Origin of the sequence: Spartinivicinus marinus, from assembly GCF_026309355.1 — a bacterium.
GTDB lineage: Bacteria > Pseudomonadota > Gammaproteobacteria > Pseudomonadales > Zooshikellaceae > Spartinivicinus > Spartinivicinus marinus.
Genome location: NZ_JAPJZK010000001.1, coordinates 3,313,377 through 3,338,868, shown reverse-complemented (window position 1 = coordinate 3,338,868; position 25,492 = coordinate 3,313,377). Strand labels below are relative to the sequence as shown.

General features: G+C 37.8%; 23 protein-coding genes, 1 tRNA gene and 1 pseudogene. 9 read left to right on the top strand and 16 right to left on the bottom strand.

Annotated features, from left to right (window positions below):
- Positions 1-20: 20 nt before the first annotated feature.
- The 4 genes from OQE68_RS15065 to OQE68_RS15050 all read left to right on the top strand — a co-directional run bounded on the left by OQE68_RS15065 (position 21) and on the right by OQE68_RS15050 (position 4,853).
- Complete coding sequence (locus OQE68_RS15065) at positions 21-674, top strand: bifunctional 4-hydroxy-2-oxoglutarate aldolase/2-dehydro-3-deoxy-phosphogluconate aldolase (protein ID WP_180570242.1); 654 nt, start codon at positions 21-23, stop codon at positions 672-674.
- A 67-nt stretch (positions 675-741) separates the two neighbouring features.
- Positions 742-1,877, top strand: a protein-coding gene (locus OQE68_RS15060; protein ID WP_434801530.1) for an IS3 family transposase whose coding sequence is annotated in 2 segments (ribosomal slippage) — positions 742-1,015 and positions 1,015-1,877 — 1,137 coding nt in all. Because the reading frame shifts where the segments join, the coding sequence is not laid out codon by codon here.
- Between the two features lie 921 nt (positions 1,878-2,798).
- Entirely contained in the window at positions 2,799-4,568 is a 1,770-nt protein-coding gene (locus OQE68_RS15055; RefSeq protein ID WP_180570902.1) for a GspE/PulE family protein, read from the top strand.
- Positions 4,569-4,601: 33 nt separating this feature from the next.
- On the top strand, positions 4,602-4,853 hold the full coding sequence (locus tag OQE68_RS15050) for a hypothetical protein (protein WP_180570901.1): 252 nt from the start codon (positions 4,602-4,604) through the stop codon (positions 4,851-4,853).
- 77 nt (positions 4,854-4,930) lie between these two features.
- Here the strand turns inward: OQE68_RS15050 and rtcR are convergent, their stop codons facing one another.
- A complete protein-coding gene (gene rtcR / locus OQE68_RS15045) occupies positions 4,931-6,553 on the bottom strand; it encodes an RNA repair transcriptional activator RtcR (RefSeq protein WP_266195685.1) in 1,623 nt (540 codons plus the stop codon).
- Positions 6,554-7,010: 457 nt separating this feature from the next.
- On the opposite strand from rtcR, the gene OQE68_RS15040 reads away from it, so the two are divergent.
- Together OQE68_RS15040 and OQE68_RS30865 are read left to right on the top strand one after the other, a co-directional pair.
- Positions 7,011-7,082, top strand: a tRNA-Pro gene (locus OQE68_RS15040).
- Between the two features lie 423 nt (positions 7,083-7,505).
- Complete coding sequence (locus tag OQE68_RS30865) at positions 7,506-9,044, top strand: slipin family protein (RefSeq protein ID WP_266195684.1); 1,539 nt, start codon at positions 7,506-7,508, stop codon at positions 9,042-9,044.
- Positions 9,045-9,096: 52 nt separating this feature from the next.
- Here the strand turns inward: OQE68_RS30865 and OQE68_RS15030 are convergent, their stop codons facing one another.
- The 13 genes from OQE68_RS15030 to edd form a co-directional block, all read right to left on the bottom strand.
- A complete protein-coding gene (locus tag OQE68_RS15030; protein WP_180570900.1) occupies positions 9,097-9,381 on the bottom strand; it encodes a hypothetical protein in 285 nt (94 codons plus the stop codon).
- Between the two features lie 155 nt (positions 9,382-9,536).
- Positions 9,537-9,842 (bottom strand): hypothetical protein, encoded by a 306-nt coding sequence (locus OQE68_RS15025; protein WP_180570899.1) that lies wholly within the window; start codon positions 9,840-9,842, stop codon positions 9,537-9,539.
- Between the two features lie 339 nt (positions 9,843-10,181).
- A complete protein-coding gene (locus tag OQE68_RS15020; protein ID WP_180570898.1) occupies positions 10,182-10,736 on the bottom strand; it encodes a DinB family protein in 555 nt (184 codons plus the stop codon).
- 76 nt (positions 10,737-10,812) lie between these two features.
- Entirely contained in the window at positions 10,813-11,772 is a 960-nt protein-coding gene (locus OQE68_RS15015; RefSeq protein ID WP_180570897.1) for an ornithine cyclodeaminase family protein, read from the bottom strand.
- A 25-nt stretch (positions 11,773-11,797) separates the two neighbouring features.
- Positions 11,798-12,334: a carboxymuconolactone decarboxylase family protein gene (locus tag OQE68_RS15010; protein ID WP_180570896.1), complete on the bottom strand. Its 537-nt coding sequence runs from the start codon at positions 12,332-12,334 to the stop codon at positions 11,798-11,800.
- Between the two features lie 116 nt (positions 12,335-12,450).
- A complete protein-coding gene (locus OQE68_RS15005; protein WP_180570895.1) occupies positions 12,451-13,062 on the bottom strand; it encodes a type 2 periplasmic-binding domain-containing protein in 612 nt (203 codons plus the stop codon).
- Between the two features lie 45 nt (positions 13,063-13,107).
- Positions 13,108-14,061 (bottom strand): branched-chain amino acid transaminase, encoded by a 954-nt coding sequence (locus OQE68_RS15000; protein ID WP_180570894.1) that lies wholly within the window; start codon positions 14,059-14,061, stop codon positions 13,108-13,110.
- The gene (locus tag OQE68_RS14995) at positions 14,058-15,467 is read right to left on the bottom strand and encodes a phenylacetate--CoA ligase family protein (RefSeq protein ID WP_180570893.1); all 1,410 of its coding nucleotides are present in this window, start codon (positions 15,465-15,467) and stop codon (positions 14,058-14,060) included. The genes OQE68_RS15000 and OQE68_RS14995 overlap by 4 nt, the downstream gene beginning before the upstream one ends.
- 12 nt (positions 15,468-15,479) lie before the next feature.
- A complete protein-coding gene (locus OQE68_RS14990; protein WP_180570892.1) occupies positions 15,480-15,902 on the bottom strand; it encodes a DUF2000 domain-containing protein in 423 nt (140 codons plus the stop codon).
- Positions 15,899-16,825 (bottom strand): DMT family transporter, encoded by a 927-nt coding sequence (locus OQE68_RS14985; RefSeq protein WP_180570891.1) that lies wholly within the window; start codon positions 16,823-16,825, stop codon positions 15,899-15,901. The genes OQE68_RS14990 and OQE68_RS14985 overlap by 4 nt, the downstream gene beginning before the upstream one ends.
- A gap of 7 nt (positions 16,826-16,832) precedes the next feature.
- Complete coding sequence (locus OQE68_RS14980) at positions 16,833-17,201, bottom strand: Dabb family protein (protein ID WP_180570890.1); 369 nt, start codon at positions 17,199-17,201, stop codon at positions 16,833-16,835.
- A gap of 729 nt (positions 17,202-17,930) precedes the next feature.
- The gene (gene glk / locus OQE68_RS14975) at positions 17,931-18,893 is read right to left on the bottom strand and encodes a glucokinase (RefSeq protein ID WP_180570889.1); all 963 of its coding nucleotides are present in this window, start codon (positions 18,891-18,893) and stop codon (positions 17,931-17,933) included.
- Entirely contained in the window at positions 18,890-20,719 is a 1,830-nt protein-coding gene (gene edd, locus OQE68_RS14970) for a phosphogluconate dehydratase (protein WP_180570888.1), read from the bottom strand. The genes glk and edd overlap by 4 nt, the downstream gene beginning before the upstream one ends.
- 263 nt (positions 20,720-20,982) lie before the next feature.
- Here edd and gap point away from each other — a divergent pair, with 263 nt between their 5' ends.
- Positions 20,983-21,987 carry a type I glyceraldehyde-3-phosphate dehydrogenase gene (gene gap / locus OQE68_RS14965; RefSeq protein WP_180570887.1) on the top strand — a complete coding sequence of 335 codons (1,005 nt, stop codon included), beginning with the start codon at positions 20,983-20,985 and terminating at the stop codon, positions 21,985-21,987.
- A gap of 30 nt (positions 21,988-22,017) precedes the next feature.
- The gene (pyk, locus tag OQE68_RS14960; RefSeq protein ID WP_180570886.1) at positions 22,018-23,466 is read left to right on the top strand and encodes a pyruvate kinase; all 1,449 of its coding nucleotides are present in this window, start codon (positions 22,018-22,020) and stop codon (positions 23,464-23,466) included.
- A 140-nt stretch (positions 23,467-23,606) separates the two neighbouring features.
- On the opposite strand, the pseudogene OQE68_RS14955 reads toward pyk, so the two are convergent.
- A pseudogene (locus tag OQE68_RS14955) lies at positions 23,607-24,143 on the bottom strand (substrate-binding periplasmic protein); the annotation flags it as partial.
- Positions 24,144-24,158: 15 nt separating this feature from the next.
- Entirely contained in the window at positions 24,159-24,863 is a 705-nt protein-coding gene (locus tag OQE68_RS14950; protein ID WP_180570885.1) for a substrate-binding periplasmic protein, read from the bottom strand.
- A 386-nt stretch (positions 24,864-25,249) separates the two neighbouring features.
- On the opposite strand from OQE68_RS14950, the gene OQE68_RS14945 reads away from it, so the two are divergent.
- Positions 25,250-25,459 carry a cold-shock protein gene (locus OQE68_RS14945; RefSeq protein WP_180570884.1) on the top strand — a complete coding sequence of 70 codons (210 nt, stop codon included), beginning with the start codon at positions 25,250-25,252 and terminating at the stop codon, positions 25,457-25,459.
- Positions 25,460-25,492: the final 33 nt, after the last annotated feature.

Here is a 25,492-nt window from a genome sequence, read left to right as displayed (position 1 = left end):
GATTAAAGGTTTTAAGAATTATGACAACACAACTGCCAACGTCCATCACCAGCCAAATTGACCACATTTGTAGTCAGTCTCTGATAATGCCTGTTATTACGATTAATACCGCTGAACAGGCATTACCTTTAGCAGAGGCATTATTAGCAGGCGGCATCAACGTATTAGAAATCACCTTACGTTCTGAATATGGCTTAACCGCCATTGCTGAGTTAAGAAAAAAACTACCAGAAGCCTGGATTGGAGCCGGCACAGTTACCAATCGCGAGTTATTAAAGCAAGCTCAAGAAGCAGGTGCACAATTTATAGTAACGCCAGGCAGCACTGATGATTTATTAGCAGCCGGCGTAACAGCCAATATTCCACTATTACCAGGCGTTGCTACTGGCTCCGAATTAATGATGGGGCTGGAAAAAGGCTATCAACGGTTTAAATTCTTTCCTGCCTCCATAAATGGAGGAACAGCAGCATTAAAAGCATTTTCAGGCCCATTTGGCCAGGCAAAATTCTGCCCTACCGGCGGAATTAATTTAGACAATGCAGCTGAATACCTAGCCTTAAATAATGTAATGTGTATAGGCGGCAGTTGGGTAGTGCCTAAAGATGCTGTAGAAAATGGTGACTGGAAAAAGATCACTACTATTACCAAAGAAAGTATTGAGCGGTTGAGTTAACAATATAGTGGTCCCCAAAAATGAGACAGTGGTTTAAGATAAAACTAATGTTGAAAAAGGGGAACCAATGGCTCGTAAAAATTTTTCTGCTGATTTCAAAGCTAAAGTGGCTCTGGAAGCGATTAAAGGTCATTTAACCGTTAATGAAATCACTGCAGAGTATGGTGTCCATCCATCTCAAATCAATAGCTGGAAAAAACAGTTACTAGAAGCCTCTTCTGATGTATTTAGTCGCAAGAAGCAGCGTCAAAGCCAGGACCTTCAAACAGAAAAAGACCAACTCTATCAGCAGATAGGTCAACTGCAGGTTGAAGTCAATTGGTTTAAAAAAAAGCTAGGGCATTGAGTTTAACGGTAATGCATAAGCAAGCGATGATAGACCCTGGATATAAGGGGTTGAGCATTAAGCGTCAATGTGAACTCATTGAACTACCCAGAGCAAGTTACTATCGTTCCCCAGCACCTGAAAGTGATGAGAACCAGCAGTTAATGCGACGAATGGATGAGCTTTATACCGATTATCCTTTCTTCGGCAGTCGGCAAATGCGAAATAAACTACGTCGAGAGGGGTACAACGTTAATCGTAAGCGAATTCAACGCTTGATGAGGTTAATGGGGCTAGTGTCCGTTGCACCTAAACCACACACCAGCCAAGCCAATAAGGAGCACTTAATTTATCCTTACCTACTAGGAAATGTGTTGATTGAGCGGCCTAACCAAGTCTGGTGTACAGACATCACGTATATCAGGCTAGCACATGGTTTTGTGTATTTAGTCGCCGTGATGGACTGGTATAGCCGTCAAGTACTGTCTTGGGAGGTGTCAGTAACGATGGACGATAGCTTTTGCGTTAATGCCCTGGAAAGAGCGTTGAGGCTTTATGGCAAGCCAGAAATATTTAATACTGATCAAGGGGCACAATTTACTGGTCGTGCCTTTACAGGGGTATTGAAGCGAGAAGGTGTTGCTATCAGCATGGATGGAAAAGGCAGAGCCATGGATAACATTATGGTGGAACGGCTCTGGCGTAGCGTGAAATATGAGGAAATTTACTTGAAAGATTACACGTCTGTTGATCAGCTCAGGCAATCATTAAAGCGTTACTTTCAGTTTTATAATTATGAAAGGCCACATCAGTCATTTAATGGGCAAACACCTGCAGAGGTATATAATGGTGAGAGACTAAATAAAATAGCAGTATAATATCTAAAAATTCAGATTTGCTGTCTCGCTTAAGGGGTCCACATTACAATACAGCTAGTGAGGCACTTACAATAGCAATTACTAAAGGGAGTAATGACTCCCTTTACATTTGGACATTATATTGCTCCCCACCCCGCAAAAGTAATCATTAGCTCACAAGAATAATAACAATTTCAAACCGATACAAACATAATACCAAAATAGCGTTTGATAAACATAAGCAGTCATTTTTAATTAATAAGGTAGATACAAGAGCCATAAAGGCACTTCTTGACTTATATCAACCATTTCTTTTTATTATAATCAGAAGATTAATTTAGGGCTTCCATTACTCTAATTGTCAAGTAATATAAGAACACTTTTATGATCAATAACCAACCATTTTAAAGGAGTAACCTATGTTAGCTCGGATGGCACTAGCTTTTATTATATGGGCATTAACTGTCACCGCCATCAACTTACAAGCAGCTGAAACTAGCAGCTACCATATCGAGCAAACATGCAACAATTAACAACAAGGAAAGGTAAGTAAAAATCTATAAGTCACCAACACCATTTAATTCTAGAAATTCCTTGTGGCTGCTGATTCAAACAACTACAAGGAGCTTTATATTCTCTTCGCGCCTTCGCTGTGAATCCATACCACTTTTTCTTTACACCTAAAAATGATTCAAAAATGGCATATATAGCGTTTACTGCTTGCTAAATATTGCATTACTTCTTGATAGGCAGTTTTTACTCTTATATGCAAATATTCAGTGCATGAAGACTAATGAATTCATATAAAAATAGAACAAATCATTATATAGATTTTTTTATTTGTTATGGCAATAATTTGCTAAAATAAACTAGTAAATCTGTAAAATTATCATACTATTAATTAAGAATTAATACACAAACTTGCTTTTGGTACAACTTTTAATGCTTCAAAGCAACACCAATAGTTTAAAAATCAAGCCTTTACCTGACCCTATTAAGTCAAAGAACTTACTAGTTGAAAGACTTCAAACCAATTCTTCTCCTCTATCATATCGCCTTGATATTTTACTCACTGTATTTGGGTTTCTACCTCCAAATAACAAGTTGAATGAGGTGGAAGCGTTAAAACAGCTAAATACAGATTCGGATATAGGACACTACTTATTAGATAAAAAACTTATTACAAATAGAGAATTTCAACGTATTTTTGCTTACAAACTAGACATTCCTTTTGTATCACTTGTAGACTTAGATTTTGACTTAGACATTATTAACCTTTTATCCGAAGAAGTAGCTAGAGAGTACTCTATTATTCCAATATCAAACCTTGGAGAGAAGTTAATTGTAGCAATGGAACTTCCCATTCAAGATCAAACTATAAAGTATTTAAGTTTTTTAACCAGCTTGGTTATTGAACCAGTAATTGCAGAGAAAAAAGATATTGAATTTGCAATAGCAAGATTATATGGAGCTAATAGTGAGCTTGAAGCATTAGAAGAATTTAAAAACAATTACCATGAGGGAAACAAGTTAACCAGCAGAGAAAACCTATTACTAGGTCAAAAAAAACCAATTGTTAAACTTGTTCATAATATGATTTTTGATGCTATTGGTAGCAAGGCCTCCGACATACATTTAAGACCCGGTGAAAATGGAGTAGAATTATTATTTAGAATTGATGGCAGCTTAATAAAAATACGCACATTTACTAAAGGCCTACTTGCACCCATAATAGGCAGACTAAAAGTCATGTCGGGAATGGACCTTGCCGCTCACCATCTACCACAGGATGGACAAGCTTATTTAAAAAAAGGTGATCGACAAATTGACTTACGGTTTTCAGTTATACCTACTATTTATGGGGAAAGTGCTGTCATAAGAATTCTTGATGCGAAATACGGTATGAAGAATTTATCTGGTATTGGTTTCTCAGAAAAGGACTTAACCTTATTTACTAATTTATTACACCGTTCAAATGGTATTATTCTAGTTACAGGGCCTACTGGCTCCGGCAAATCCACAACGCTTTACGGTGCTTTACAAGAAATAAAAACTCGTAATGTTAATATTGTTACTGTAGAAGATCCTGTTGAATATCATATTGATGGCCTTGTACAGATACAAGTCAATCATTCGATTGGCTACACTTTTTCACGGGCATTAAGGCATATTTTAAGACATGACCCTGATGTGCTTATGGTAGGCGAGATAAGAGACTTAGAGACAGCACAAATGGCTATAGAGTGCAGCCTTACTGGGCATATAGTACTCTCTACCCTACACACTAATAGCGCAGCAGCCACAATAGCCCGTTTACTAGAAATTGGTATTGATCCTTATCTTGTAAATACTTCCTTGCTAGGTGTTTTAGCACAGCGACTAGTTCGTTGCAACTGTAAGCATTGCTTGGTGGAAGAAAAAGTAAGAGCAGGTGTTCATTCTTCATTAGACCTTAAGGACAATGAAGTTTTTTACCGAGGCAAAGGTTGTGACCACTGCCGTAACACAGGTTATTCAGGCCGACACGCAGTTTATGAGCTACTGATTATGAGCAATGAAATTCGTCAAGCAATAATCAATGGAAGTGGTGCTGAGCTTATTAAAAACTCAGCTATAAAAGAAGGTATGACACCACTCACACAAAAAGCACTTAGCTTGGCTCGTAATAAACTAACCTCCTTAGAAGAAGTATATCGGACCATTTTAGATTAAAAAACCAAACCTTTTATTAATGGAATATTTACTATGCATACCTCCTTAACGAAAGCAGAGCTAGATAGAGCATTAATCAAAGCCACAGAAATGTGGGAAAAAAGCGATGATAGTGACTATTTAGCAAAATCATTACTTTATCATAATCAGTTAGTGAAAGAATTAGATGCTGTTTATAAGGCAGCTAAGCTATATTTACACTCAGGCAACGGAGCTAAAGAGCATACAAAACTTATTAGAGCTATAGATAAAGTAGAACAAATTGAACCAATAAAAAAATGGTAAAAATCATATCATAATTCAGGCAATAGCTTTTAAAACTATTACCTTCCCAATTACAACGAAGTTAACTTCATTAACTACTATGATCTAATCTGACTAAAACTCAAACCAAACTTAGACAAATAAACCCTTAAACGGTGGCTATCATTACTAGATGCTTTTTGTGTTCGAGAATAGTTAAACAGCACACGTCCTGCAGCTGATATCGAAGGCTGTTGCTGACAAGCAGCGATGACTTGTTGTAATTGCAGCTGATCAAATAGGTCTATTACAGCTAACTGCTCTTCACTGAAATAATGCGCTAAGTCGATCTTCTTTTGATTGAGCTTTGCCTGATTGATTTGCCAATGGTGAGAAAGCCGTTCAACTTCCTGGCTCACAATTTCTTCATTAATCCTTCCACCTTCCGCTAAAGTCAGCATTCGTTGTACACTGGCATTTAAATCACGAAAATTGCCTCGCCAACTGGCCTGTGAAGATGTAGTAAAAGCTAGGTACTGTTGCTTTGCCTGTTGATTAAAACTGGCTTTATGGGCCGTTTTTCGCTCATACTCCTGTAATTCATAATTCAAGTTTGGCTCAATATCTTCTTTACGCTGAGCTAAGCCAGGCAACTGATAAGTCCATAAATTGATACGGGCTAATAAATCATCACGAAATCCTCCTTCTTCAACCGCCTGATATAAATCTTTATTGGTGCCAGCTATTAGTTGAAAATCACTTTGGACAGGCTTATCACTACCTAACGGATAGAATGTTTTTTCCTCGATAGCATGTAACAGCATGGCTTGCTCATCTAACCCTAGCTCACCAATTTCATCAAGAAATAACAACCCAAGGTTTGCTGCTAACAATAAACCATCCCGCTTATTTTGTGCCCCAGTAAATGCCCCTTTAATATGACCAAATAATGCTGACATAGCATTATCACCTTTCAAGGTTGCACAATTAACTGCAATAAAATCACCGGCTACCAAGCCTTTTTGCTGTTTAAGCTGATAAATCCGTTTCGCCAACATCGATTTACCCGCTCCGGTCGGCCCGGTAATTAACATTGGTGCTGTGCTGCGAACAGCGACTTTTTCGATCTGCTCGATCATTTGGTTAAACGCTTTATTTTTAGTTTGAATACCACTTTTTAAGAAAGATTGATCATCTAAAGCTTCTTTTTGAAAACGCTGGGCTAAGGCATCATATTTAGACAAATCCAGATCAATAACTGAGTAAGTACCAATCGCATTACCTTCTTCGTCTTTAACTCCTGGAGAAGACTGCAATAAACGGGCAGGTATATAATTCGCTTCACACAACAAAAACCAACAAATCTGTGCCACATGGGTCCCAGTGGTGATGTGCAGATAGTAGTCTTCCTTTTCAGGCTTAAATGAGTAAGACTGACAGAACTCCAATAACACACTATAAACTTCTTCAAAGTCCCAAGGGTCAACAAAACGGACAGAGTATAAATTGTAAGTCGTATGACTAGACACCTCCTGCACATCTTCACACACCTTAGTCGCCAGGTTTTTATCCCTTGGCTGATGCAACAGCTCTAGACGATCTAACTGAAAATCCTTTTGCTGAAAAATACTCACGGTTGGCCGCCAGCTGCTCCAACGCTTAGCTCCTTTACCTCGACGATCTTTCGTTGTACCCAGCAAACCAATTACCACCTTAGTTTTGTTTGTTTTTTCAATCGTCACACTAACCTCGCTTGCTTGTATTGCATGTACTTACAGCTACCTGGCCCTACCGATTAACTGTTAGAGTATTATTTATATAGATCAATATTATATCCATATAGATATTTCAACAACAAAACTTCAGCGACAACAGTTCATCCTGGTCTCTCAGGCGATCCTTTCCAGACCTTGTATATCAATGCCTCCAGCACTACTAATAAAGAAAATCACAAAGTTGGCACGTTAATCGCTATATGAAGACTGTGCAAAGCGGAATGCTTTAGCGGGTCTGGTTTTTTGCTTCAAACCAAAGCCAGCCTGGTAACTCTTGTTTCAAGTAAGTTGTACCAAAGCTTCCCAAGACACAGTGCCCTTTCAAGGCATAAGTTCGTAAGAATCTTATTGGGTTTTTTATGATATGGCATACAACTGGGTTCAAGTCCCTAAAAACCACCATTCATACTGGCTTTTAACCAGTGCTTGATAGCTCATTTGGTAGAGCAGTTGCTTAGGGAGCAATGGGTAGAAGGTTCGATTCCTTCTCAAGCTGTATATATGCAAAAAGACTACACAAGTGGTCTATATGTAAATAGAAGTTAGCGGTTTTTACCGCTGTTTAGGTTAATTAAATAACAACACTAATCTTGCCAAAGCTAAAAGTGAATGCAGGAAGCAAACACTAAAAAGAGGGCGGTTTTAGTGAGGTGACTTAAGCTGCATTAAAAGTTACCAGTTATTTAATTAGTTGGTTCGTTGTTGAATCATTCCTTACAGGGTTACATTCTGTGGATCAACCACATGCGATGTACAAATGTAAGCGAACCATTCTTTAGCCACCACTATTCAAGTAACCGCCCCTAACTTCTTTAGTTATGATGAGTCGCTGTTTAGTAGCCAATCAACTACTGAGCAATACTCATCATGACTAATAAGCCCTGCTTTTAAGGGTATTTAGATTTAATGGAGATGTATTGTGTTTAAGAAAATAGTTGTCGGACAAAATGAGCGGCTAATTGTTGTTAAAGATAAAAGATTAAACAAAGTCCTATCGACAGGCGTACATTATCTGCCTATTTGGCAATATGATGATGTAGAGTTGATTGGTACTGCATCAGTACGCTTCACTCATAACAGCCTAGAACAATGGCTAAAAGAGCCAGCATTTTTACAACATTTCGATAAGCTGGAATTAGGTCGATTTGAAGTTGGGTTAGTTTATAAACATGGTCAGCTTTGCCAGTTATTAAATCCGGCCACTACCCACTATCTATGGAAAAATATAGATGATATTGAGGTGCGTACTATCAATATCGAAAATAGTTATTATCTTGAAGATGAGCTATTGTGGCAATTAACAAACAAAGAACAGGTTGTTATTAATGCTAATATCAGCAATGTTACTACCCATAAGGTTAATGCTGGGTTTGTTGCGTTAATCTATGTGGACAGTCAACTTATCGATTTGCAAGGTGAAGGTGAGTTTGGGGTTTGGCAGTATCAACGCAAAATTGAAGTAGTCATGATGGATACCCGCAAAGGGTTAAAGCTTGATTATATATTGCAGGAAAACTGGTTAGAAACTCCAGCTGTTGCAGAACAAATTGCGCTATTTAAAACTCAAGCACAGCAAGTTGGACTATTGTATGAAGTACAACATGGCCAACGTCGTTTTAATCAGTTACTGGCACCAAATACTGAAATAGCTGTATGGCAACAAAATAAAGTATGGGAGCTTGACTTGGTTGATATCAGAAACGATTTTCGAGTACCCAAACCATTGCTAGATAGCTTACGCCTGTACTTAAGCGGACAGTGGTTAACAACCTCTATTGACCAGCAGCATATCGGCCTGCTACTGCAAGACGGTCAATTAGTAAGCACCCTAAATACTGGGCTACACGCTTACTGGCCTTTTGGTCGCCAACTGGACATAAAACAGTTTGATTTACGCTGGCAAACAGTGGAAGTCAGTGGGCAGGAAATATTAACTAAAGACAGGGTTAGTGTGCGGATTAATCTAAACGCTAACTATCGTATATTAGATGCGGTAACGGCTTTTGAAAGCGTTAACAATGTTAATGAATTTATTTACCGTACCTTACAGCTAGCATTGCGAGAAGCAATAGGAACACGGAACTTAGATGACTTGTTAATGGATAAAGAGCAGGTAAACCAGCTGCTAGTAAAACAATCTGTAGAGCACTTATCATCTATTGGGATAGAACTTGGTCAGCTGGGGATAAAAGACATTATCTTACCTGGCGAGATGAAGGAAATTCTTAATCAGGTGGTTAATGCCCAAAAATCGGCAGAAGCTAACAGCATCAAGCGTCGGGAAGAAACAGCTGCTACCCGTAGCTTGCAAAACACCGCAAAAGTTATGGAAGGCAACCCCACTTTACTGCGCTTGAAAGAGCTGGAGTCACTGGAAAAAGTAGCAGAAAAAATTGACCAACTGAATGTATATGGAGGATTAGAGCAAGTAATGAATGGTTTAGTTAAGCTAAAATAAATCTTGTGGTGCATATATATGCACCACTATTTTTTATAAAACAAGCACTAGTCTAATTAGCATTACAAGAATATTTACTTACAAATTTGCCATCAGGATTTTTGGTTTTTGCAAGATCAGCCGCCGGGTATTTTTCACACATTTTGGTAATTTTGCTACCAAGATTAAACTTATCTTCGATATGGTGTTCTTCCGACGCAATAACTTGTCCATCCTTATAAGCATAAAACGTATATACCCCCTTTGGCAGACCACCAACTGCATTTCTTATCCATTGTCCACTACATCCACTTAGCAAAATTAAACCAATGAACAACAAGACCAATCTTTCTTTCACAATAATCCACCCAACTCTACAAATAATTAGAAAAAATTTTCTATGAGACTCAAGAGACCTATTAATCAACGTTACATAAATGTAACTTTTATTTCAACAACCTCCAAACTTATAGCGTATAAATACTTATACAACAACCGCCAATATAAGTATGATTAACTAGATCCTGCATCATTTATCAATATTGAATAAATACAATTTAATGTTAAGTTTTCTGCAACACCTAACTCAAAATTTCTCAAATTTAAGCAACTTCTCGCTACTGTTACTACTGAACCAATCATTAATAACGCCCATTCTATAGTTATGTCTTCTCTTAACTTCCCTTTAAGCTTCAAAGAAATTAGCTCATTCTCTAGCTTACCAGCAACATCAAATTTATCATCCTGAAGAAGTTGTGTTATTAAATATTCTATATTACAGTTTTTCCTTTCAAATATAGCTGACAAGTTTTCACTCATAACCATTCTCCGTACTATGAAGTGACATTTACCTAAAATAATATATAACTCAAATATTTATTAGATTTACATTCACAAACATATACCAAGACACTATATCATTTCATGACTTTCAGAGGACCAATTATGACAAAAAATGACATTTGACTAATATCTATACTTATCATGAGTAATTCTTTTATCAATTAAAGCAGCTACTGCAAATCTTACAGTAGTAGACTGTCCACATAAGTCTATTGAAATAGATAGTTGGAGAAGGAACGGGGACAACAACAAAAGTTAAATCTGCTTCACGATAGGCATACAACAGCTACGTTAGCTATTATATACCACTACGCACTAGCTATATACATCATAGGTATCGGGAATTTCAACTAAAAAATCTGTAACACCAGCATCTATTCCTGACTGATTTAATATAGTAGTTAATTGGCCTCGATGATGTGTTTGATGATTAAATAGATGATAAAGCAGTTCCGCAAAATTTCGCTCACATTTTTTACCTTCTGTATCTATATACTGAATAGACCTATGAAAATCATCTTCTTTCACATCTTCTGACATCCATTTCTGTATTAATAAATCCAATCTTTTTCTATTAATACTAAAATATCTAATATGATGAAATAAAATTTCATCGAGTAAGCTTGGTGTTTTATATTCAATCAAACTATCAGATAAGAAGCTATAGTGCTCAAAATTTATTGAAAACCTTGTTAACCATATTAAATCAGCCACAAAAATATGGTTAAAAGTTCCAATAATAGAATTAAAAAAAGCACCTCGATTTTCATTAAGCTCATGATTACTTAATGTTTTAGAGGCGCTAATAACCTGCTGGTTCATACGCAGATTGTAAGCCGCCATCAGTATAAAGTGGCCTTTGATATCCATATCTATCTCCTGCTTGTGCTTCCTGCACTCTTAATTAACTAAAAGTTTTTATACAATATTCCTCTTACAACTATAATCACGAAGACAGTATTTTTAAGTACTTTCGGATAAGGTAGCGCGCGATGACGACATCTTGTACAGCGAGCCCTACTGACTTAAATACAGTTGTCACCTTTTTAGGCCTCACCCATTTTTTACTTATTAGGCTGCCAATCTCAGTTCCAATGTTTGGTGAAACCAGATAGCCCTTTTTCACTGCATCATTTACTGAACTAGAGGCAGCCAAAACAGCTTTATTACAATCAGTAAACAATAATGAGTCTTTGTAGATCTTTTCATCTAACTCACGAAACCCTAACGCTGACGCACCAATGGCATTAACATGCACACCTTCAGGTAAATCACTATTTTGCAAAATGGCTTCATTTGATGATGTTGTAGTACAAATGATTTCTGCATTTTGCACCGCTAAGCTTGGTGTTTCCTTAGGGCTAACGTCAATATTCATAGTATTCTTAGCCCATTCCATAAAGTCTATTACCTTACTTTTGCTTCTTCCCCATACCCATACACTTTTAATAGGTCTCACAGAGGCAATAGACTTAAGGTGTGCCCGAGCCTGTACACCAGTTCCTATAATAGCGAGCTTACTTGCTTTTGGATCAGCTAGTATATCAGTAGCAACAGCCGTTGCTGCAGCAGTACGTACTTCTGTTACTGCTCCAGCATCAACTATTGAAAATGATGATTCTTCAGGTTCATCATAAACTAGAATAGCTCCCATATGAGAGGGCTTGCTATGATTTTCACGATTAAACTTAACAGAAACCGACTTAACTCCAAATCCCTTATATTTTCCTTCTTTAATAAAAACAGGCATTGTACCCATTATTCCATTGCTCTCACCATTGACTATATTTCTAAGTGGCTGAACTAGACTATCGCTTGATTGAATCAAATACGCAGCTTCACTTAGTCTTATAGTTTCTTCTACCGTCAATAGTGAATGAACTTGATCAGAATTTATGTATATCATTACTAACACCAAATAAAACTAGTATTTAAATCCCATTACTAAATACTTCATCTACTGGCGTATCTACAATATTATTCATAATATTAGACATTGTTTTCTGTGATACGCCTAAAATCACTTCAAACACTTGAGCCCGAGAAAAACCTGCCTTCATGAAGGTTTCTACATCACTTGGGAGCACACGTCCTTGGCAGTTAGCCAGCTTAACTGTAAATTTTCTCAGCGCTTCCAGCTTTTCAGGTAAAGGCTCCCCATATTTTAATGCATGAAAATAATTTTCATCAACACCACTTTTTCTAGCGATATATTCATGAGCTTTAATAGTATAGTCACAATTATGCTCCATCCCCATACAAATCCATACTACAGCCATTTCTGTATCATTTAGAGAACTTTCAATAAAAAGGTCATGGGCTTTCTGGTAAGCTTCTAGCAAGGTAGGCGCTTCTGCCATAATAGCACTTTGGTTTGGTATCCAACCAAAGTTAGCAATTGAGCTTGATAGTAATGGCTTACTACCTTCGGGCGCACTTTCTAAGGTATGTTGTTTAAACTCTTTCATTATTTTGTATCCTTGAATATTATAACGACAATGCAATAAAACTATATCCTACTCAAATAATTCAAACATTATTTAAGCAATTCTAATATAAGGGTTTTACTTTTTTGATTAATTATCTATTCACTTTGATAAGACTTAATGCTACTATTGTCAGACATTGTGAAAACTGACCAAAGCATTTGGATTGGCCTAATATTGGATATAAACCTTAAGTTGTGTAGTTTAGCAGCTACTTCTGTCGTTAAAGCTGCATCAACTTCACCATTGACAACAGAAATTGCAGCTGAACTGGTAGAGCTTTTAAACTCAATGTTTTCAATACTATAGCCAGAGGGTAGCAACTCATTAATTAATACTGTTGGTGCTGGATGAGTAGCAATCCTTAATACTCTTTTTGGATTGCCCACATTTGTTGCTATTCCATAATTCGGCGTATTTTTTAAAAAAGCTGCAGATAAGTTTAAGCTACTATCCATATAAAACTCACTTATTCCATGATAAGCATTTGCCACTACCAAGGCTTCACAAGTTTGATTGAGTAGTAGCCTGTTAGCATGCTCATATGTATCACATAAGTGAATTTTAAAGTCACTGGTTATTTTTGAGCTAACAAGTAAATGTCCAAAATGAACTGCAGATCTTTCACTACTAGTTCCCTTTGGCCCTAAAGTCGCTAAATTAATAGTATCATAGGTAGTTTTTTTAAAATTTAAAAATACATTTTTCACTTTTACTGCTTCCCTACAACTTTATTCTAAATAAAATAGAACCTACTAATACACAGGTGTAATCCAATGACTAAATGAGGATACACGATTTTTCTTAATATCATCATATAATTCAGATATTTTTGTAGTCATCCTTCCTGCACTATCTCCAAATTTTTTCTGATTAAGCCCAATAACAGGTAATATCTCAACTCCAGTTCCAGTCAAAAAGCACTCATCAGCAGCTAGTAAATCTTGCTTATTTAAATTTGATTCAATACAGCTTATACCTAGGTAAGAACATAATTCAAAGACTGACTGTCTTGTTATACCATTAAGTAATCCTGCACTAGGAGGTGGTGTTTTAACAGTATCATTACTTACGATAAAAACATTTGATGTTGTAGCCTCTGTACAATCACCTTGGCTATTTAGCATAATCGCATCATCAAACCCTTCCTCACGAGCTTCTTCATATGCTAGTGCAGAGTTAACATACAATCCTGTGATCTTCGCATATGATGGAATAGCTTCTTTAGATACCCTTTGCCAGCTTGACAGTAAGCAGTTTATACCTAAGGAATTAACGTATTGCCCCATAGGCATGGCATTTATACATAGAGTTGAGCTAACCCCACTTAGTTTTACCCCAAATTTTTCACCTGGCATTAATGATTTTTTTAGTGCCATAGGTCTAATATAAATATCTTGTTTAAAGTTATTTATTTTAATTAATTCTATTGTAATCTCTACTAAATCATTAATTGTTAGACCTAAATCAATTTTGAGTGCCTTTGCCGATTCAATAAGTCGAACATAGTGCTCTTCAACTCTAAACAAGTTTAACTGACTAGAACTACTAGACCAATAAGCACGTATTCCTTCAAATACGCCTGTACCATAGTTTAAAGCTTGATTATTTGTGTAAAAGTTCACTTCATCAAGTTTTTTAAAGTCACCATCAGAATAAACAATCCAGCTTGCCTTTGGTGCCGAGGTATCATGTATTAATGCACTCATACTTCAACCCTTTTTAAAGCAATATCTAATGCTACTTTACGCTCACTGTTAACAGCATTCTCTCTATTGTCTTTAATTCTTGCTGCCTTCCAGCTAACCATTGCTCCAGTACCAATTAAATTACCTACATTTCCTACATTAATATTTACTTTTACATCAAGTTTTTCTACCAGTTTTTTTTCTATAAGGCCAAGTAATTTTTTATCTTCAAGCTCTTTACATTCCTCAAGAATAATAGACAACGAATCATTCAAACCATCACTATCAATTTCTACAAAATATTCATAGCAATGCTCTAACTCTTCGAAAATTAAATTCTCTAAATCAAACGCATAAACTTTCTGATTATTAATAGTCAAAATATCTTTTACTCGACCAATAGGCTCAATAATCCAGCTCCCACTTTTGTTTGACAACCTACTCTTAAGCATGTCACCAGTTCGATATCTAATGAGAGGTTTATGGCCTTTGTATAAATGAGTAACAACCAACTCACCTGATACTGATTTTTCACCAATAGAAAGCTTCTCATCAGTAAATGGATTTAATAATTCATAATAGTTATTTAGTGGAATTGTTTCTAGCTCATTATTTTGATTGGCAGCCGCTAATATGGAAGTCTCTTGAGAAGCATACATACAATTATATATTTTCGCTCCCCATGCAGTTCCTAAATTTCTTAGCCTATTAGGGGTAATCAACTCACCTAATACCAGTATAACTTCAACACCTAACCGCTTAACATCAACTCCATTTTTGATACCATGTTTTACTATTTCAGAAGCTACTGCAGGTGTACAAACAAGCGCTGTAATTTTAAGCTCTTTTATCAGCCTGATAACTCTATGCAATCCAACCACTGGTGAGCGCGGCCACATTTTTACTACTGTATGTCCTAGGCTACGAAAAACATCTTCAAATGTATCGCCAGTAGAGTGAAGCTCTGTTGGCCCCATAACACCTACAATATGAGAACCATTTTCTTTTTGAAAAATATTCTCATATTGCAAAGCTAAAAAAGCATTATTAACCAACGAATCCTCTTCATTGCGCGGGCATGGTGTTGCAGGCCCAGTTGTTCCAGTTGTTTCATAGTATACCCAGGCATCACTCAGTCTCTGCGAAGAAATTGTTTCTCTAGCTTTCCTTAAGTCATCCTTAGTTGTATAGGGCAATTGGGATATATATTGGTCAAGCTCTGTGCCTACTTTTATACAAGAAATATCTTTTAACCTTTCTTTATAAAATTGAGATCCTTTTTTAACATATTCAAGCACAGACATGAGCTGATTGGATCGTAGCTCATCCAGCTCTTCTTTCGATATAAGACCATCAAGATATTTTCTTATAGTCTTTAGATAAGCTAATGATCTTTCATGCAATTCTGGGCGAAAACTGGAATACACTTTACTTCACCTTTATTTATACAACGACAAACTACCAGTATACTTATTTACTTGTTTTTTAAGACCAACAATTCCAATACCTGATAACTCTAGTTCATCACTATTTGCACTGGAAAGTTTATTTTCATATTCATCATAAGTACGACAAGACTGCGCTAAACAAGAAAAAGGGGTTAGCAGCACATCTTGATTATTTGCAAAAGTTGCATGAATAGAATTAAGTGTAGATTGACAGGCCTTTAGAATTGGCAGCGGACTATTAATAACGCCAGGATACATAAATTGATCCTTGCTATATATATCTGGCCCTACAATCCCATCAAGTGTTCTACCTAATGATACTCCTATTACACTTAATGCATTCATTGCTAGCCCTAAGGGTAACGCTTCATTTATAACGATAACACTTTTATGAATACTTGGATCAAATTTCATGCATTATCCTTTACTAACTTTGCTTCTGTAAATTTACTAACTCCCCTGGCTTCACCAACATAAACACTTAGGTATACACCAAGAATGACTATCATACAGCCTACTAGCTGTATACTTGTTACGGTTTCTTTTGCTATAACAACTGCCCAAAACAAACCAAATACTGGCACTAAATTTAAAATGTTAACAGCATTGGCAGAAGTAACATTTTTTAAGCCTGCATTATATAAGACAAACGCAATTATTGAACAAAAAACAGCCAAATAAGCCAATACTGAAACCTCTGTCAGTGAAACCTCTTTTAAACTATTTATTTCAGTTACACTTGCAAGTACAAACCCAATAGCTCCAGCAAGACACTGATAATAGATGATTATGAGTGGGCTATATGATTTCTTTGCTGTATTTGAGGCCAACATATTATAGGCAGTCCATGCTACACCACCTAAAAACAATAAAACTATTCCTAACGACCTGTTTATAACAACATTTGTTGACTCACTTGTTACTATAAGTACAACACCAGCTATGGCAATTATCATGCCCGTTAGTTTTATTTTATTAAAATCGCCTTTTTTAAATATCCATTCAGCTATTAATGATAAAATTGGATACGATGCAACAATTAACGTTGCATCACTTGCTGTAGCATACAGCACACCATAGTTTTCTAATGCGAAATATATAAATACTCCTACCATCCCAGCAAGATAAATTTGATTTTTTTCTTTACTACTTAAGTTTAATTTCTTTCTTGCGTTTGCTGTGATAGCACCTAAAATAACTGTTGCTAGCGCAAATCTAATAGCCCCTATCATCATTGCAGGAACAACAGGCAATATCATTTTTGTTAGTGCGTATGATGTACTCCAAATCATTGCCGCAGCAACAATGTACAACACACTTATATTCTTACTGTTCATCTAAATGCTATTTCCCTTCATTTACTAATGACATTGTATTTACTATTAACTTCAATTGATCTGTATCAATTAGAATATCAGATACCTTCCATGTACTTATGTTTCGCCACATGAGAACCCCTTTTTGATGGTCAGGATGAACCATATATTCATCTAAGTCACTGTAACTTTTAAAAAAACCTATTAGACTAAAGTCTACAGATTGGGCTCTATCAACTGTACTTCTACCACAATACCAACCATGTATTTGCTCAATTTCATTAATATGATTTTTAGTCGTTTGCTCAGCTTTTCTTGCTAGATCAGAGTTCCAATCGATACCATCTTTAAACGTAAAAAAGACTTGATGCGCAATTAGTTGATTATTTTTTAACACATTAACCTTCTTATATTATGCCAACTAGTTTTTTGGGACTAACATGCGTAATTAGCTAACTTAATGATTTCTTGCTCATACTTATTCAAGACATTGACTTTTCAATAACAGACAAAATCAACTTAAAAACAGGTTGACTATTTTTTATCCAAAAAGTTAGCTAGCAGTCACTATAAAAGTCTCTTTGTTTTTCTAGAACTCCCTTTACCAATTAATAAAATTTCATTATTTTCTTGTATAGCTGTACGACAACTTTTACTTAGTAATAAATTGGCACTCAAACGATTAAGTCTTTAGTTATTGCTTTGACTATATTGGGTATGGGTATATACCACTTCAGGGGAGGGGTGTTGTTTCACCAATAATAAACATCCTTTCAACTACAATAGCTGTTTATCCATTTACTTCCCATCTTATAGTATTTTAGTTGCCTTTTAAGCCAACCAAGTAGCTCTAGCACTTTTTTGCTAAGGCAGACTAAGCTATAAACAGAACTACAATAATACAGCATACCTCAAAAATAAATACGAAACCTTTTTGATACCACTACTTATATTTTCAGGAGTTTTGATAAACTGTATTCACACCATCTTTGGTGATTAGAAACGAAGATAACAAAGCTGGCCGAAGGAAATGCCAGAAAGGCATTTATATAAATAATTCACGAAGGGTATATTAGCCCTGAAGATAAGCTTTTCTGGGCTAACACAAACTGTAGGACACCTTTAATCAAGCAATATAACTATTATTAAGTGCAGCTGCTGCACCAATTAACCCAGGATATTCACTTAATGCTAAATAGGTAGGAATTTTTTCTGCGTAGCTTTGTAACCGCCCTTTATTTTCAAAAGATTGCCTAAACTGACTCGCAGCAAAAAAATCTTTAACGCGTGGAATAATGCCCCCCATAATATAAACCCCACCTTCAGCTCCCAGGGTAAGTGCTGCATTGCCTGCAACAGCACCCAGCAAATTACAGAAATGGGCTAGTACTTGATGCTCTATTGAGTTTTCATCACTTAGTGCTATAGATGATATATCAGCTGCTGATTGCTGTTTAACAGGCACACTATTTAATTGGCAATGGGCTTCATATAAATCCACTAAACCGGCACCACAAAGCAGTCTTTCAACTGATACTCGTGGGTATTTTTTTAAGAAAAACTCCAGAATATCCATTTCAAAACGGTTACGGGGGGCGAAATCCACATGACCGCCTTCTCCGGATAATGCTAACCAACCACTACTGGTTGAAGCTAATCCCCCCATCCCTAGCCCCGTACCTGGGCCAATCACCAATTTAGTTTTATGAGCAACAGGTTCACCGCCGCCTATTTGCATTAATTCATCGTTAGTTAAATACGGGACTGATAAGGCAAGTGCAGTGAAATCGTTAATTACCTTAAATGAATCAAAACCAAATTGCTGCTGCACGGCTAACTGAGAAAAATCCCAATGGTTATTAGTCATTTTGATTCGGTCTTGGTGGATAGGGCAAGCAAAGGATAAACAAGCTTGCTTGATATCTGGCTTGCCCACCGATACTAAATAATCAGCTAATGCATCTGGCATATTGTTATAGTCTACGCAGGGAAGCACTTTGATTAACTCTGGCTGCACCCCCCCATCTAACACCATGGCAAACCGGGCATTTGTGCCCCCAATATCACCAACGACAACTGGCTGGTTCATTTAACTTCCTCATTCGCAAAACCAAATACTGAAGCGCCCTGCTCAGCACCCCCAGCAAACGCTCGCATTTGGCCAAACAGTTCTCGGCCCATGCCTTGGTGAGAAGGGGATAAATCCACCTCAACTGTTGTACGCTGCTGCCATTCTTTATCATCAACTAATGCAGTCAACTCTCCAGTTTCTGCATTTAAACGCACAACATCACCTTCCCGCAGTTTAGCAATTGGACCACCTTGAGCAGCTTCAGGATACACATGAATAGCAGCCGGCACTTTACCAGAAGCACCAGACATTCGGCCATCAGTAACTAATGCAACTTTAAACCCCTTATCCTGCAATACACCCAAATAAGGCGTCAATTTATGTAGTTCAGGCATACCAATCGCCTGTGGCCCTTGAAAACGTACGACTGCAATAAAGTCTTTTTCCAGCTCTCCGCGTTTAAATGCTTCTGCTAAATCATTTTGATCATGGAAAATTACCACGGGGGCTTCAACTATTTGATTTTCTTTAGCGACCGCAGATACCTTAATAACACCGCGGCCTATATTGCCATTTAATAGTTTTAAACCACCTTCCGGACTAAATGGATTTGTTGCAGGTCTTAGCACCTCAGCATCATGAGTTTCTTTAACTCCATCTCGCCACACTAACTTACCCCCATCTAAGAAAGGCTCTTGAGTGTATTGGCGAAGCCCCTTGCCCACTACAGTTGTGACATCATCATGAAGCAAACCACTATCCAATAACGCTCGAATTAAAAAGGCCATCCCACCCGCTGCCTGAAAATGGTTAATATCTGCTTGGCCATTGGGATATATCTTGGTTAATAAAGGCACCACCGAAGAGAGTTCTGAAAAATCATCCCAAGTTATTTTTACCCCAGCTGCTGCTGCCATCGCAACCAAGTGCATGGTGTGGTTAGTGGAACCTCCTGTCGCTAGCAATGCCACCACAGCATTGATAATCGTCTTCTCAGATACCACCTGATACATTGGTGTAAAATCACTACCTAATGCAGTAATCCGAGCCGCTTGTCGGGTGGCTTCTTTTGTCAGTTCATCACGTAGCGGAGTATTAGGGTTAACAAAGGACGCTCCTGGTAGGTGTAAGCCCATCACTTCAACTAGCAGCTGGTTGCTATTAGCCGTTCCGTAAAAAGTACAAGTACCAGGGCCATGGTAAGACTGAGATTCTGCTTCAAGTAATTCTTCCCTACCCACTTTACCTTCAGCAAACAACTGGCGAATTCTGGCTTTTTCCTTATTAGGTAAACCTGATGGCATAGGGCCTGCGGGCACAAATATCACAGGTAAATGACCAAAGCGTAAAGCACCAATAAATAAGCCAGGCACAATCTTGTCACATACCCCCAAGCACAGAGCTGCATCAAACATATTGTGGGAAAGTGCTACTGCAGTAGCCATGGCAATTACATCACGACTAAATAGGCTTAGCTCCATACCCGGCTGGCCTTGAGTCACTCCATCACACATGGCGGGTACCCCACCAGCAAACTGAGCCACTGAACCAATGTCATGGGCAGCTTGTTTAATTATTTCAGGAAATACTTCCAAAGGCTGGTGGGCCGACAACATGTCGTTATATGACGAAATAATCCCAATATTGGCCTGATTCATCATCTTAAGTGCCTGCTTATCTCCTCCAGAGCAAGCAGCAAAGCCGTGCGCTAAATTACCACAAGACAACACCCCTCGATGAGGGCCCTTTTGCTCCGCATGCTCCATCGCTTGCAGGTAGGTTTGCCGAGAGCGACGGCTTCTCTCGATAACCCTGCGGGTTACATTATCTACTACTGGGTGCATGGGGGCCTCCTCATCTTTTTTCCCGAAACATCGAATATGGGCTCAGGTTCCTAGCAAATATTGTAATATTACATAACTTTATAAATTTATTTCACCATTCCAGCTTGTTAACTGGAATTTTTATTTGTAATATTACCAAACAAACAGAATAAGAGTCTTCTTTTTATTTTCTCATAAATTTGGCAAGAGTCGCCTGTTATGTGAACGCTTATTTCAAAAGTACATGGTAAATGTGGCTTGTATCAGCTTGTTAGGAGGTTTAAATGACCATTCGTGTTGCCATTAATGGTTATGGTCGTATCGGTCGTAATGTCTTGCGTGCTCTGTACGAAAATGGCTATCGAGACCAAATCCAAGTCGTTGCAATTAATGATTTAGGCGATGCAGAAATCAATGCCCACCTAACCCGTTTTGACAGTGTTCATGGTCGCTTTGCTAGTGAAGTAAAAACAGATGGCGATACTATGCTGGTCAATGGCGATGCCATTCGTATCAGCTCAGAGCGTGATCCGGCCAAACTAGATTGGGGCTCATTAAACGTTGATGTGGTTTATGAGTGCACAGGCCTGTTTACCAGTAGAGAGAAAGCGGCCGCTCACCTGCAAGCAGGCGCCAAAAAAGTCATTATCTCTGCGCCTGGTAAAGATGTAGATGCCACAGTCGTATATGGTGTTAATCACGACATATTACGCCAATCTCATCAAATTATTTCCAATGCATCTTGTACTACCAACTGTTTAGCGCCTGTTGCTAAAGCATTAAATGACAAAATTGGTATTGAGTCAGGCCTGATGACGACTATACACGCCTACACCAATGACCAAAATTTATCTGATGTCTATCACTCAGATATGTATCGCGCACGTTCTGCCACTCAATCAATGATTCCAACTAAAACCGGCGCTGCAGCTGCAGTTGGGTTAGTGTTGCCTGAACTTAATGGCAAGTTGGACGGACAAGCGGTGCGGGTACCCACGATTAACGTTTCACTTGTCGATTTGAACTTTGTTGCTAGCCGTGCGACCTCAATTGAAGAGGTTAACAGCATAATGAAAGCAGCAAGCGAAGCTTCAACTATTCTTGATTATAACGATATTAAATTGGTGTCTATCGACTTTAATCACAGCACAGCCTCAGCCACTTTCGACTCTACCCAAACTCGGGTAAACGGCCAACTAGTAAAAGTAATGGCTTGGTATGACAACGAGTGGGGCTTCTCTAATCGAATGCTCGATAACACCTTAGCTTTAATTAATGCGCCAGCATAAATTAAACAATAGCCTGTAGAAGATTATCTGATGATTCGCAGAACTAAAATTGTAGCAACCCTTGGTCCATCCTCTAGCGATATTAAAACGTTAGAGCAGATGATCGCAGCTGGGGTTAATGTTGTTCGCTTAAACTTCTCCCATGGAGAAGCCCAAGACCACATCGAACGCGCCCAGCTGGTTCGTGAGGCAGCTGCCCGTCAGCAAGCGTTTGTTGCAATTTTAGGTGATTTACAAGGGCCAAAAATTCGTATTTCTCGGTTTAAAAACAAAAAGATAGAATTAAAAAATGGCGATACTTTTATCTTAGATGCCAAGCTAGATAAAGAAGCAGGCACTGAAGAGCGAGTTGGTATTGAATATAAAGCGCTAGTCGCTGATTCAATACCTGGCGATATTTTATTATTAGACGACGGCCGTATTGAGCTTGAAGTAACAAGTGTCACTGCTCACGAGGTTATCACCAAAGTCATTATTGGTGGCCCACTGTCTAATAATAAAGGTATTAATCGTCAAGGTGGTGGTTTATCAGCGAAAGCATTAACCGAAAAAGATAAACAGGATATAAAAACTGCAGCAAAAATTGACGTCGATTATGTAGCGGTTTCCTTTCCACGCTCTGCTGAAGATATGGAGGAAGCTCGTCAACTTTTAAAAGAAGCTGGCTCCAATGCAGGCTTAATTGCCAAAATTGAACGGGCAGAAGCCGTTAATGATGATGATATTTTAGATGGCATTATTAAATCGTCTGAAGGAGTAATGGTTGCTCGCGGTGATTTAGGTGTCGAAATTGGCAATGCCCAATTAGTTGCAGTACAAAAACATATTATTGAACGTGCTCGCACTTTAAATAAAATTGCGATTACGGCGACTCAAATGATGGAGTCGATGATCAGCAATCCAATGCCAACTCGGGCCGAAGTATCCGATGTTGCAAATGCTGTTTTAGATGGCACTGATGCTGTCATGCTTTCAGCTGAAACCGCAGCAGGACAATATCCAGTACAAACCATCGAAGCAGTACATAATGTGTGTATTGGCGCTGAAAAACACCCATTAGCTTTTCGATCCAAACATCGAATTGACGAGCCATTTCAGCGCACAGATGAATCGATTGCATTGGCAGCTATGTATATTGCCAACCACTTACAAGGCGTTAAAGCAATTATCGCAATGACAGAAAGCGGCGCTACTCCACTGCTGATGTCTCGTATTCGCTCACATTTACCTATTTTTGCTTTTTCACGCCGTAAGGACACCCAAAACCGGGTTGCTCTCTATCGAGGGGTCATTACCGTACCTTTCGATACAGATGAAATTGACAACGCTCAAGTCAATCAGTGCTCAATTGATAAACTTAAAGCACTAGATGTTGTTAATGAAGGCGACCTGGTAATTATCACCAAGGGCGACTATGCCAATGCCCAAGGTGGCACCAATACCATGAAAGTGGTTAGAGTGGGTAACAAAATTCTCTAAGTTAGTAAAAGCCATAATCACTTTTACTGGTTTAGAGAATCATGGGAAATTTTACTTAAGCTCCCAAGTGCAAGGCTGTTTTCAGTCCTGTGGACTTTTTAGAGGGTACTTTTAGTACCCTTTTTTTTGCCTTATATAAACTATTCCAACCCGATAACATCCATATCAGCAAAACCGTGTTTTGCCATAATTTCGGCTATTTTTCCAGATTGCTTTAACTTGACAAGTCCTTTCTCAAAGGCCTTCTGAAATACTTTGGCTCTTTCTGCTTGTTTAGCAAATAACACATACAGACTGTTTTCTTTTAAAGGTGGTTTAAGTTCAATCAGCTGTCCTTTATATTCAGAAAATTTCCTTTCAGTTAAATTGTGTAACACTAATCTACTACCTGCAATTATGTGTATTCTATTCAAATAAAGTAATTTCAAATTCACCTCACTGTGCACCTCTTCCAATTTAGTTAAATAGCTTGCTGCAGCAAAACTATCAGTATAGTGATAGCCTCTAACCACTCCAATCAAATACCCCTTAAGCTCTTCTAATGATTTATACTCCAAGAGTACATCACTACCTTTTTTAGTGTATAAAGCCATAATTGACTTCGAAATAGGCGTTGAGTACAAAAAATACTCTTCTCGCTCTTTTTTATAAAACCCACCTAAAATACCATCATACTTTCCCTTCTTTACCCATTATTTAGATTCATTAACATCCCAGCCATGTTTTTTCATTATTTCTCTTACCTTTCCCTGCTGCATCAGTAAACTAAAACCCCGATTAAAGTCAGCTAATACACTATCATGCTTATGGGATTCTTTAGGTATCATTAAAAATAGTTTGTGGGTTACTAATGGCTTATCCAATATATCTACATCCAAATTTTTATTTTTAAATTTTGTTTTAAGCAGATACTGAGCTACCTTCTCTTCTGCCACAATAAGATCTAATCGACCAATTAACAGTAAATTTATGTTTCGCTCAGTATGGACCTCTTCCAGCTTTTGCAAGTAGTCAGCTTTATTGAACTCATCTGTATAGTGGTAACCTCTAACAGTACCGATTCGATATGGAGATAAGTCTCTCAGGGTGTTATAGCTTATCTGCTCTCCCTTTTTTTGAAAAAAAACCAAGTTACTACTTGATATAGGTTTTGAATAGCTAAACAGTTTTTCTCGTTCTTTGGCATAAAAAGCTCCAACCAACCCATCGTATTTGCCCTTCTTGCCTAACTCAAAAGCTCTATTCCATGATGTATATAAAATGCCTGCGGTTTTGCCTACTTGTTGAAAAGCCTGATAGATAATATCAGCAAAGTAACCTTCATCGGGCAGCTTTGGACCAAAATGAGGAGGCCAAGGCTCAGTCGCTAATAAATAATCATGTTCCTTCTCTGCCATAGCCATAGAACAGACAGAAAAGATATAAATCAAAATTATCCTTAAAAGGATAAGCAGAATAGGCATAGCGAATGTAAATTTAATTACTATTAACTAAAAATAGCATATAAGCTCTGCCTATGTTTGGTGGAGACTTATTTTACCAGTGAACTACCCCCTTGGCGGTATTTAACATAAAACCCCAAATATATTGATAAGCTGTTTGACTTTCAGCACTGTGGTCTATACTATAGCCATAGCTTGAAAGTTAGCCTATTGTTTATACTCTTCATTTCGTTGCATCTTAGCTGTTCTTCGTCCTGTAGTTTCTAAATCTAAGTCTGTTTTTCCCGCTATGCATGCCTTATATGGGCACCCTTATACTTTATCTACAGGATATTAATTTTATGTCTAATGTAACTACTGGCACAGTTAAATGGTTCAACGAATCAAAGGGTTTTGGATTTATTGAGCAAAAATCTGGACCTGATGTATTCGCACACTTTAGTGCAATCATGAGTTCTGGCTTCAAAACACTAACTGAAGGCCAACAGGTTGAGTTCACTGTAACTCAAGGCCAAAAGGGCCCTCAGGCTGAGAATATTGTTGCTATCTAACAGTTTCTAAACATAAAAAAGGCAAGCTGTAAT